Source organism: Paenibacillus planticolens, from assembly GCF_013141725.1.
Classification (GTDB): domain Bacteria; phylum Bacillota; class Bacilli; order Paenibacillales; family NBRC-103111; genus Paenibacillus_E; species Paenibacillus_E planticolens.
This window is the reverse complement of the sequence record NZ_WHNZ01000080.1, coordinates 1-11,640: the sequence shown is the minus strand read 5'-3', so window position 1 is coordinate 11,640 and position 11,640 is coordinate 1. Positions and strand designations below refer to the sequence as shown.

At 34.7% G+C, this 11,640-nt stretch carries 6 protein-coding genes; all 6 read right to left on the bottom strand.

The annotated features are described in order from the left end of the window. Nucleotides 1-79: 79 nt before the first annotated feature. The 6 genes from GC097_RS30965 to GC097_RS30940 all read right to left on the bottom strand — a co-directional run bounded on the left by GC097_RS30965 (nucleotide 80) and on the right by GC097_RS30940 (nucleotide 11,472). The gene (locus tag GC097_RS30965) at nucleotides 80-1,591 is read right to left on the bottom strand and encodes a leucine-rich repeat domain-containing protein (protein ID WP_171687121.1); all 1,512 of its coding nucleotides are present in this window, start codon (nucleotides 1,589-1,591) and stop codon (nucleotides 80-82) included. A 17-nt stretch (nucleotides 1,592-1,608) separates the two neighbouring features. Further along, on the bottom strand, nucleotides 1,609-5,784 hold the full coding sequence (locus GC097_RS30960) for a PDDEXK-like endonuclease domain-containing protein (protein WP_171687120.1): 4,176 nt from the start codon (nucleotides 5,782-5,784) through the stop codon (nucleotides 1,609-1,611). A 353-nt stretch (nucleotides 5,785-6,137) separates the two neighbouring features. Beyond that, nucleotides 6,138-8,522: an ATP-binding protein gene (locus GC097_RS30955; protein WP_171687119.1), complete on the bottom strand. Its 2,385-nt coding sequence runs from the start codon at nucleotides 8,520-8,522 to the stop codon at nucleotides 6,138-6,140. Continuing rightward, nucleotides 8,523-9,248, bottom strand: coding sequence for an ABC-three component system middle component 1 (locus GC097_RS30950; RefSeq protein WP_171687118.1), 726 nt, complete (start codon nucleotides 9,246-9,248; stop codon nucleotides 8,523-8,525). After that, nucleotides 9,248-10,684, bottom strand: coding sequence for an ABC-three component system protein (locus GC097_RS30945; RefSeq protein WP_171687117.1), 1,437 nt, complete (start codon nucleotides 10,682-10,684; stop codon nucleotides 9,248-9,250). Before GC097_RS30945 ends, GC097_RS30950 begins: the two co-directional genes overlap by 1 nt. Before the next feature lie 116 nt (nucleotides 10,685-10,800). Next, nucleotides 10,801-11,472 carry a hypothetical protein gene (locus tag GC097_RS30940; protein WP_171687116.1) on the bottom strand — a complete coding sequence of 224 codons (672 nt, stop codon included), beginning with the start codon at nucleotides 11,470-11,472 and terminating at the stop codon, nucleotides 10,801-10,803. Between the last annotated feature and the right edge of the window lie 168 nt (nucleotides 11,473-11,640).

Genomic DNA, 11,640 nt, shown 5'->3' with positions numbered 1-11,640 from the left:
TACCAACCACTCTAGAGATGATGCCTTACAGAAAAAAGAGGACTGTTATCAAAACCAGTCCTCAAGTAAATAGGATGCATCATTGGCTTTTGATTAAAATTCTCTGACTCATTTCATCCCAATCTACTTCGGCACCTATTGCCTCACTAACAAATCTAATGGGTACATAGGTAACGTCCCCGATCAAACTGGGCGCAACATCCATTGTTGCGGAAAGATCATTAATTTGTGATTCCTTCGATCCAATTTGGATCGCAACCTTATTTGACCCTTTTTGAGCTGTAATTTTATATGTATCTGAATCCCAGGATACGGTGGCACCCAGCATTTCAAAAATTTCACGTAACGAGATCAACATACGTCCATCTTGTTGGAAGATTCTATTTTCCACTTGTTTTTCTTGACCATTTAGCCAAACGTAAATGCAGTCAAATGAGCAATGATTATAATAGAGGTCACCACTTTTAACCGTAGTTCCAAATTGTTTTATTTTTTCAATTAGAATTTTAGACTCAGGGTTCAATGGATTAGCGGAAAGATCAACTTCTTTTAAATATTGCGTAAATTCAAGCGGCTGGATATCATTAATATTATTTTTAGAGAGTAATATTTGTTGGAGTCTGTTCATTTGAGCAAGTGGTCTAATATCTTGAATGCGATTCTCTCTCAAATCAACCGTTCTAAAATTAGTTCCTTTTAGTGGAGAGATATCTTGAATTCGATTTTTACTCATGTATAAGCCTGCAATGTTATTTAAATTTTTTAGTGGTGTGATGTCCTCAATTTTATTGTCAGCCAACTCTAGCAAGGTAAGCTTATTTGAATTTGCTAGTGGACTAATGTCTTTAATTTGGTTCCCTGCCACTCTTAAGTTACCTAGCTCTTTCATTGTCGATAAGGGTGACAGATCCACAATTTTATTATTGCTTATTTGAATAGAAAAGATCGGTGAATTTGTAAATGGTGAAATGTCACTAATGTGATTATTGTTTGCTATGAGCATTTCTAATTTCCCAAAAGAACGAATGGCTGAAATATCACTGATTTGATTTTCTTCAATATTTAAAAAAGTTAGTTTAGTCAAACCACTCAAGCTATCTATGTTTTGAATTTGATTATGATTAATGCTTAATATCTCTAGATTGGGGGACTTTGAAAGTACACTAATATCTTTAATTTGATTGTGGTTCAAGCCAACACTGATCAAACTGGGTAAAGATCCCAATGAACTAATATCGTTAAGTTTATTTCCCCCTAAGCCTATTTTAGTTAATTTAGGAAGATTAGCGATCGGAGAGACATCACTTATATTGTTATTATCTAAATATAGGCTGTATAAGTTTTTCGCATGTTCCAGCCCTTTTAAGCTGCTAACGATACTTCCTTTCCTCGTTTGATATAATGTGTCTAGCTTCTCCAAATCATCTATCGTTATTTCACCACTGTACTTTTGTAGCACATCTCTAATTGCGATTTCCAGGTTAGGATCTTCGATTAATGTGCTTTCGGCATTCGTAATATGGTTATAACTCAATGTAAATAATAAAAACAAACAACAAAGCAATACTAATTTCGTTATACTTTTCCCCATTGAACTTACCTCTTTTTTTAAGTATTTAGATTGGATAATCGAGTAATATGAGCTTGAATTTTTTCAATCTCTTTATTTTTAGATAACCACCAATTACGACTCCATATCCTGTGTATTTTCCAACCTTTACTCTCTAGGAACCTTTGTCTATACAAATCCCTTTCACGAGCAACTTTCGAGGAATGATACGCTGCCCCATCACATTCAACACCTAAAATGTATCTCTCTTTAGTCATGGGATCTAATATTGCTAAATCAATCCGATAACCTGAAAAGCCAACTTGAGTGTGAACTTCATAACCACATGCTCGCAAAGCCTGGCAAACCTCTTCCTCAAACACGCTATCGAAAATCAATTGGTTATTAAATTCTTGAACGTTAGTCGCATCAATAAGACCGTTTAGAATCGATTGGGCAAGTTCAAAGTTACCATCAGAAATAGCTTTACCGTATTCTAGATAACGTTTGAATAATCTTACACCCTTTGCATAAGTTTCAACTCTCGTCCATTCACTCGGTTCAAATGAACATACAATGTAAACTTTGATTTTAGCACGGGAAATTGCAACGTTTAGTCGGTTTTCCCCTCCATCCCTTGCTAATGGTCCAAATTGACTAACCATTTTACCTGTAATGTCTTTTGCATAACCAATGGAGAACAAGATTACATCCCGTTCATCCCCTTGGACATTTTCAATATTTTTAACAAAAAGACCGACATTTTCTTCCCCATTTTTGCGGTTTTTAGCTGCTTCAATTAATATTTGAACTTCGGGATTACTTGCAATCCTTTCCTCCAAAACATCATTGATAAGGTCAGCCTGCTTCTTGTTGAAAGTGATGATTCCAAGTGTTGGTTTGCTCACATCTTTCTGAAGTATGTCCAAGACTATATCAACCGTTTTCTCTGCTTCAACGCGATTGGACTGATTTTCCCAATGACCTTCAACAGAAATAAATTCAAAAGGTTTTGCTGCACTTTCCTTAGATACTGATGGAGCAATTTGTACTCTCTTATCGTAAAAAGCATAGTTTGAGAAATTGATTAACTCTTCAAACTTCGAACGATAATGCCAAGTTAACCATTTGTCAGGGAATTTAGGTTTAGCCCATTCTAACAAGCTTTTTGCCTGTTTATCTGTTTTATCAACGTAATTAATGTTATCTTCGTCTTCGTCCTCTTCATCATCAGTAGAAGATTGAAAAAAGGAGCTAGGCGGAAGTTGCTTTTCATCTCCAGCGATGACTAGTTGTTTCCCACGATAGATAGCTGGAATAGCATTTTCAACAGGGCATTGGGAAGCTTCATCAAAAATGACCAAATCAAACATTTCTTGATGCATCGGAAATATCGCACTAACCGCTTCAGGAGTACATAACCAGCATGGAACAAGCTTTAACAGATCATCATAAAAATGTCCCACGACTTGACGTAACGGCAGAAGTTTACGTTTCTTATTTGACTCATGTTTTAACTTCTGCCGCGTGCTTCCTTGGACATCTAATGATTGGCTAGCCAGTTTACTATCGACTAACGGGGGGACTGCTTTACGACGATCTGACAATAGAGAGTAAAAGCGCTCTAAATGCTTTTGATATAATTCTGTAGATACATCTTTCACATGAGGCTCATTAGTTTCAATTTGCAAGATCCAAGCGTGCAAAAAACTGTTTTCAATCAATATTAACCATTGATCAACTACATTTGCAGTTTTTTCTAACGACGTTTTTTTGTTACATCTTTCTATTAGTAATTTTTTAAGACTTCCCATTTCCATTTTCATCTGATCAAGACGGCATAAACTGCTGAAATCATCCAATGTATGAAGTAATCCATCTACATAAGGGATATTGTAATTACCACTATTCATGTGACCCAAAAGATTTTTAACTTGCTCGTCCCGTAAATATGTATTTAGCATTTGTATGGTGACGTTAAGATCACGAGTAATATTGGCTAGGTTGATAAGTTTATTCAACTCTCCTGCAAATACCAAATTGGAAAACTCATCTAAAACATGATTGGTATCTGGATTCTTTAGCCATTTAGGAAAAGCTACTTGCGCATGAACAAAAGCATGAAGGAATTGCAACGCTTGTTCCTTGAACTTAATCCATTTTTTCCAAGCATCAATGTTATTCTCAGTAGGCGCATCCGCGAAGAAATGTGATCCAATCGATTCTTTTCTTAATTTTTCAAAAAATAAGAAGGTTTCAACACGTTCCCGATATTGACGAACTGAATTCCCATCAAAACTAATCCCGATTTTCTTGCAGTGTTCTTGAATCTCATTTTTTAGACTGTACCAAGTTGTGTTGAAGAATCGGGTTAATTTCTTATTTAATTCCTCGAAAGAGTTAATTTTTGTACTCCACTTTTCTGCTTCTTCGATTGATAAGTTAGTTTCAGGCTCAGTTCTGTTACTTAGAAAATTAATTTGTTTATTCACAGAAGCAAAACTTTTTCTAACTTTATCAAGATGATCTTCGTTTTCGTATTCTCGTTCATCATCTACAAAAAATTGGATTATATGCCTATAAAGAGCTCTATTTTTTAAAGATTCCAATGCTTGTTCTAAATCATGTAATGCTTGCACATTTTCCAAGTAATTTACTGGATCAAATAATAAATTCAGATCATTTTTTAATTCAAATGCCTTTTTGATATCCACAGATAGAGTCTCTAGTATATTTTTCAGTTCAAGATGCTGCTTTACTGAGAAAGCAGCAAAACTCTTCCTCTTACTCCATGGATAATTAGCATGATCATATTTGTACATTAATTCTATAATTGTTTTTATATCAACGAGTTGCACTTGCAACTCATCAAATGTAAGATTTTTTAGTAAATCTTCGACTTCAATAATTTTATCCTGATCCCATTTGGCATTACTGTATAGATAAAAGAGACTTCTTCCAAAAGTTCTTTCTTTGTGAAGAGAGTGAGCAATCTGATTTAGTTTCTCTGCCAGTGCATGTTTCTCATTTGATATACGATTATAATCTTGTCCATACTTAGGTGAACTACGATCAATAACTGAAGCTATTTTTGAATACACATCGAGCTTATTTTTATTGAAATCATGAACTAAAGCAACATGATTCTGAAGGTTTATTTGTCCTAGTCGATTGTATACAACATCAAGGGCTGCTGGTTTTTGGCAAACTAACAATACCCTTTGTCCTCTAACCATTCGATCAACTATTAAATTTACAATTACCTGTGATTTACCTGTCCCTGGAGGTCCATGAACAATTAAGCCCTTTTTTTCTCTTGCTGCAACAACTACAGCTTCTTGGCTTGCATCTGTATCTAGAACAAAGAAGTTTTCTGAAGGATGTACTCGATTTAATTCATCTGTATCTATTTCATCAAAATCATTATCCTCATTTTCTGATCCTTCAAGTAAATCATGAAGATAGCCACCGTCGGGCATCTCCTCTAATAAAGTATTGTAATCGTTTAAAAGAGTGCTTGTTGATTGTTGAAATTTCCCCATGACTACAGATGGAATCAGTGTAAATCCTTTCTTTCCCTCAGGAATATTTTCTTTTTTCATTCCTTTAAATGGAACAATGGATTTTGAGTTATCAACCGTTAATGATATGTCATGCTTCCTTAACAAATCATATAAGAAGGGAATAATGGCGTTGACTTCCTTTGGAAGTTCATTTAACTCATTTTGAATGGATGTACTAATGTCTCCTCCAGCATACTTCTGAATAGCCATAATGAAAGTTCTATTGATAAATGGCGTTGATTCTTCGCCAACTTCCAGAGCCCAATATGGTTTATTCTTTATGTTTGTTTTAATTAGACGACCAGGGAAGAAAAGAATTGGACATCGAATGAAAAAATCTGGGACTAAAAAGCCCTCTAAAAAACCATAGGCTATGTAAAAAGGGTTATTCCCCGTCTCTTGTTCAACTAGATCAACTTCGCGTTTTAGAGCAAGCAATTTGCGATTGGTTATAATCGCATCCTCTACGAGACTGTTTTGAGGAATAATCGGGATTTGTTCTTGAAGGGTAACTACTTGTTCTAAAATGTTATTATCAAGCCCGAGTTCTATGCTGGATAAACTACTTATATCGAAATGATTCTTATTGGTAAGTCTCATTAATTTCAAGCTTTTATTGTTTGCAGTAAGATCAGTAAGTCGATCTCGATAAAGTGTAAGTAGCTCTTTCATAATTAGACTCCTACCTTCAATTAAAAGGAAAATTAGGCTTTTTTGCCTGTTCCAATAATACCACTAAATATGCTAATTTCCACCATATTATGAATTACATAATTTAACTGAGGATAACGATTGACCCATATAGATTTCATTTTCAAAAGGAAGGGTTGTAAGGAAATTATAATAAATATCTGCTAAAATACGCACAATTCTCTTCTCTAGATGGAATCATCGGCTTTACCCACTGATTTGTGATAAGTTTTGTAAATAAATTAACAATAAAAAGGGACTGTAGCTAATTACAGTCCCTGATTTATACTACGTTTTTTATCTTCTCTCAAGTTTCTCTTTTCTTTGCTAATACGTTATCCTATATTCCCTCGATTCAAAATTTTCAGATGTGATTCTTCCCTCATATTAAAACTGAGTGTGTTTGACCCATATTTATTGAACTTGTATTGCAGATATCTTGATACATCATCTTCATGCGTAGAAATAATAATTTGCTTATGCTGGAAGTCATTTCTAAGAAGTTCTGTTAGAGAGGCCATATTAATTTCATCCATGGACTGAACAGGGTCATCAATTAATAATACACCTAGATCTTTATTTCCATAAACTTTGTTTAGGGATAGAGTGAAAGATATGACAAGTGCCGATAGCTGACCTGAGCTCAAAAAATTTAACGCATCATGATCCGAAGCGTTGTCTGAAACAAAAACTATACTTTCCGCTTCAACCTTCTCCTTAATAAATAGCCCTAATCCCCTTTGATAATTCTGCATTATCTTTCCACTGTAGATATAGAACGGGACCTCAATATCCACCATTATCTTCTTCCAATGTTTTTTTATGGAGGAGTCGTAGGTTTCAATTATCTGTTTAAGTTGTTCCGATTGTTTAGTTAGTTTAACAAAATCTTCATTGATTTTGTTAAACAGCGTTTCATCCTCTACTTTTTTCGCTTCATTCTGATTGAAAAATTGAAAATCAATGTAACGTTTTTTACGTTCAACTGCCTCGACACTTACTTTTGCTACGTTAGCCTCAAGCCCATTAAAGTTCTCTTGATATAATGTTTGAAAAGTTAAGAACTTTTCATCGAACTCAGCATATCCTTCTTCAATGACATACTTTCTACCACGCAGTTGGTTCGAAAAATTTTCAACTGCAAACTCCAAATTCTCCAGAGGAATATTAAATTGATTGTTAGTGTGTGCCGAAAGATCGATGTTGTTCTGTGCACAGAAGTCCAAAAAAAGAGCTATTTCTTTCTCACGCCGATATCCGATTTCTAATTGCGTGTAAAATGCTTCACTTACTGAGTTCTCTGGATTTGAAAGGTATCCTTCTAGCCATTGAATGATAGCAGAGAAATGAACTTGAAAAAGATCCTTTATTTCTTGCTCCTGGACTTTTGTGGAATCATCATATAAAGAAGAAAAATACTCCTTTTTGGCTTGGAATTCAATAAGTAACCTCTCATGGTCTCCCCAATCATAACCACAAAAAGGACAGTCTTCTTTTGATTTCCCTTGATGAGTATGGAAAGCATTCAATTTTTCTAAAAGCTTGTCCCTCGTTTGATTTAGTTCACTTACAATACTTGATAACATGGAAACGTTTTGTCCTTGACTCCTTATTGTCTCGACTTTTTGTTTTACCGTTATTAAGTCAAACTCAACCTCACTATGTAACTCATCATAATTTATAGAGAACATACTTTTTTGATAATCCTTCAATTGCATCAAATAACGCCGTAGCTTTTTCTGTTTTTCAAACATGTTCTTTATTTCCTGATATCTATCAAGAAATGACGAGGCGGTTATAGTTGATTGTAGCAGGATCTTATTATCAGCATACTTGTTTAACCTTTGATTGAAGCTAGCCAATTTAAATTGCTCAAAATGGATAATGAAGTCCTCAATCGAAAGTAATTCAGCAATAAACTTATCGCGCATTTCCTTGTTGTTTACAGTAAGATTTTCCCGATCCCATAATTTATCGGTAATGTCCCCCAACAATAATTCGTACTCAGTGACATCATGATTTAAGACTCCATCATGATTTTTGTAAGATTCCAAGCGAATTTTAATATTGCTAATTACAGTTGACTTTAATTTCTTTTCCTGATCAATAAACTTAACTAATCCTTCAAAATATTTCTTCTCCTCAACTTCATCCTTCGTGTCGAATAGACGGCTTATTTCCGCCATCCTTTCTTTCCCAGGCCTCTTTAAAAACGAGGTGTTTTCTTCTTGCTGAATATAATAAAAAAGACTATATAGGCGTTCTAATTCGTCTACTCCAAATTTTTCACTTACTTCTTTCTGAGTTGACTTTTTATCATTAGTAAGAGAGCTATCGAATGTTTCAAGGAGGTATGTATCAAATATTTCCCACTTTCCTGGCTGCTTATCAATCCCCGTTAGTCTTTTGCTTGTAGGGAGTGATTTAACTATTGTTCCTTTTTCCCCTGTATTGGTGGTTAACTGCACTTTAAGTAAGACGTCTTTTGATGGGTTGTTACTAAATAGAACATCACTATAAGCCACACGAGCATCCTGAGGTTTTTTAATTCTATCGATCTTGCCCGTTAAAGCCAATTCAATTGCATCAAAAATAGTTGTTTTTCCGAAACCATTTGGTCCATCTAGCACAATTAATTGACCATTGCTCCAATCCAGAATAAGATGATCAATCCCTTTAAAATTTTCTATAAGAACCTTATCAATAGTGTAGTTTGTCATTTATTCAACATCCATTCCTATGTATTCCAAAAGCCTTGTTCGTAACGTCTCTGCATCAGCAGATTGATGCACTGTATCACCCTCAGCATCTTCAACGGTTATGATGTTCAGCTTGAATAAATCATTGCGTAATTGGAGCAATTCGGGACTAAGAGAACTCGTTATCGTATCCTTTAAACTTGAGATTTCTCTATTCCTCTTTGTTAAATCGAGAAATGGCAACTTGATAAATAGCTTACTTACTAAATTATATTCTGATTCACTATTCGGTGATTGCTTATGTTCTTGAAATGCAATTTCGTCATTTAGGAGTGAATGTAGGTACGACATTACACCACGGTCATCTGTTTTTTGGAGTGCCATATCCAGTTGGAGATCGGTGTATGTCAAAACGTACTTCTTAAAAAGATAAGGATCTTCTTCAATATCAAATATTCTTTTATTCTCCGCAGTATCTACCCCAGATTGAGTTCTTTTCACACAAATCAACATTGAAAGATTTTTATCCATTTGGGGTTCATAACCTTCTTCTAACCCCTTAACAATACCGTAATAGTCGTTAAACTGGTCGACGCTGGTCTTATCAAACTCAGTGCCATCTAAAAATATTGTTAAATAATAACTTGCTATTGTAGAATCTGAAGCAAGAATTATCGTTTCTTCTGGCTCTAATAAGCGAATTTGGTAATTATTTTCCTCGAATATTCCTTTGATTAACCTTAACATTAGTTCAGTTCCCCTTTTGCAGTGTTAATGTCAATTAAACGAATCCTTTTTATTTTCGTAATCTTATCATCACTTTTGGCATCAGCATCATCATCAATATCTGTAAATTTATTAGCGGCATGTACAAGCGACTCGGAGTTGATATTATCAGTGATCATTACTTCAATTTCATATAAATTATTTCGAATTGCAGCATTGCTTAAAATGTTACTTGCTATTGTTGATTTCAACCTATCTTCATTTCTATATTTTCCTGCGTCAAGTTTTATAGTTGTTGGTAAATAAACGATGTTGTTCGATTCTTCCTGCACAATATATTTGTAATCATGTGTATTCATTTTTTGTTTAATTTCAAAAAAAGCGGTTACAAGAACATCCATTCCATATTTTGGAATAAGGTTTCTATAGGCCTCAGCATTCGCCTTGTTGATATGAATATGAGGAGTAACCATTTGGCAAAAAGTGAAAAATTCAAAGTTATTTAGAGCTCCAAGCGTACGAACATATTCTTCCACTTTAAGCAAATCATCAAGTCTATCCATATCTTCATTGTCCATAATATATTGGTGGAGATCCGCAGACAAATTATCACAAATACCATGGAATTGTCTTCTAAGTTGAAGTATTACATACTCCTCGGATGGCTCCTCCCAATTACATTCAAGCACTTCAATAATTTTTCTAAAACTTATCCTATCAGGTGTTTGTGCAACTCCATCTCCATCCTCTTCTTCTTCGCTTTGCTCCTTTATGTGCCTGCGAGTGACATTTTTATCAACTTCACCTAAAAGGTAATGATAAACCACATCTAGCTGTAGTTGTGTGTAATGACTGCCTTTTTTAACGTAATATTGCTTTAAGCGATCAAATATTTCACTTTCCAAATCAGATAGACGACAATAACTTTTTGAATCCAAGTATGTATATTTAGAGAACTTTGCAAAAGCTTCATCATACGCCCCAGCAACTGACATAACTATGTTGTAGTAATCCCAAGGTGAAAAATTTTTTATTTTAGGACTTTTTGATGGATCTTTAGGTGGCTTTGGAGCTGTTGGAGGAACTAGAACATTTATTAACTTATTCTTAATAATCTCTTCCGACTCAATCTCTGTTGTTGAATGAAGATAACATTCTTTACATGACTTAAGAAGCGTTTTCCCCAGCAAATTCCAAATGGCATCTTTGTATTCGCTTAGAGTATGGGCCTTGTACGACTTCACCTGATGGATGGATATATAATCCTCGCCATTCAAAATACAAAAATCTTCATACCATTCCAATTCAAGCTGATAATTATCATAATCACCTGGGCTAATTTTAAGTATGTAATCAAGCACAACATTGAGTGCAACTTTACCTTGATATTGATAGCCGCTCCAGCTCGGGATTGCACTGTGATATGGGGTAAATTCAATAGTCCCTGTAGTAGTCATTTCAACACCCTTTGTCTTATGACATAATAAGGTAAAGCTATTCGACTTTTTTTAATTTTTTCCTGCATTTTCCACGATTTAAATAAAAAAATGCCTACAGGCGGATACCCATGGCATTAAATCGATTTACGCTTCTTATGAAATTGTACTACCTCATGTAAACTTAGGCGGCAATAGTCAAGAATTCGGCTCAACAGCCGTTCTCCCCCCAAATAACATAATCCTTCCGCCTCGTGTACAAAAACACCCGATGTATAGAATGTCTCATTCTCTTTGGCATTGTGCGGGAATACCCAAATAGTGTCTTTATCATCTAAATGCACTTGATGTAGTCCATTAGAAATTAAAAAGGAGTCGATATTAATCGGTAAAGGATTTAGCATACAATACTCACGATAGTCGAAACCAAATTGGTGATGCAGAGTTTCATTTACCAACCGAAAAACTGCATTCTTCAAATCATAAGTATTGTCACTCAATCTTACAGTTTTTACTAAGACTTTAGAGAACTCAACTAATTCCCTGAGTAGTTCGAACCTTTGTAAGTCAACTAAGACCTCTGGTGCCTCGTGTTTATTACAGAGCGGATCAGAGTATGACATATCCCAAAAATTTTCATAAAATAATGGTAGTTCATAAATAACTTCTATCCTTTTGATCAACCTCCTCCATCGTATGAGGAGATGAACATCGTATTTCTCTCTAAGTTCTTCAACGGCTTGGTATGAGTAGTCAATAAGAGAGGCAAGTATCGTTTTTTGATAATAAGTCAACACGACAATCCCCACTTTTCCATTTATTAACAACCATTATTCCCATAAATTATTGAAACTAAAATGGTGTCCCTCTAAGATATGAAGTAATAACCCCTTTAGAAGTGTATTAAACATAAATGATCGCTCCTCAGGCGGGGAGCGATCATCTTTTACTTAAACATATCTATGTTCTTCAAAACA

Excerpts from the sequence above, each read along its gene's own strand:
- GC097_RS30950 (WP_171687118.1), bottom strand. The coding sequence starts at position 9,248 with ATGTTAAGGTTAATCAAAGGAATATTCGAGGAAAATAATTACCAAATT.
- GC097_RS30960 (WP_171687120.1), bottom strand. The coding sequence starts at position 5,784 with ATGAAAGAGCTACTTACACTTTATCGAGATCGACTTACTGATCTTACT.
- GC097_RS30955 (WP_171687119.1), bottom strand. The coding sequence starts at position 8,522 with ATGACAAACTACACTATTGATAAGGTTCTTATAGAAAATTTTAAAGGG.
- GC097_RS30965 (WP_171687121.1), bottom strand. The coding sequence starts at position 1,591 with ATGGGGAAAAGTATAACGAAATTAGTATTGCTTTGTTGTTTGTTTTTA.
- GC097_RS30945 (WP_171687117.1), bottom strand. The coding sequence starts at position 10,684 with ATGACTACTACAGGGACTATTGAATTTACCCCATATCACAGTGCAATC.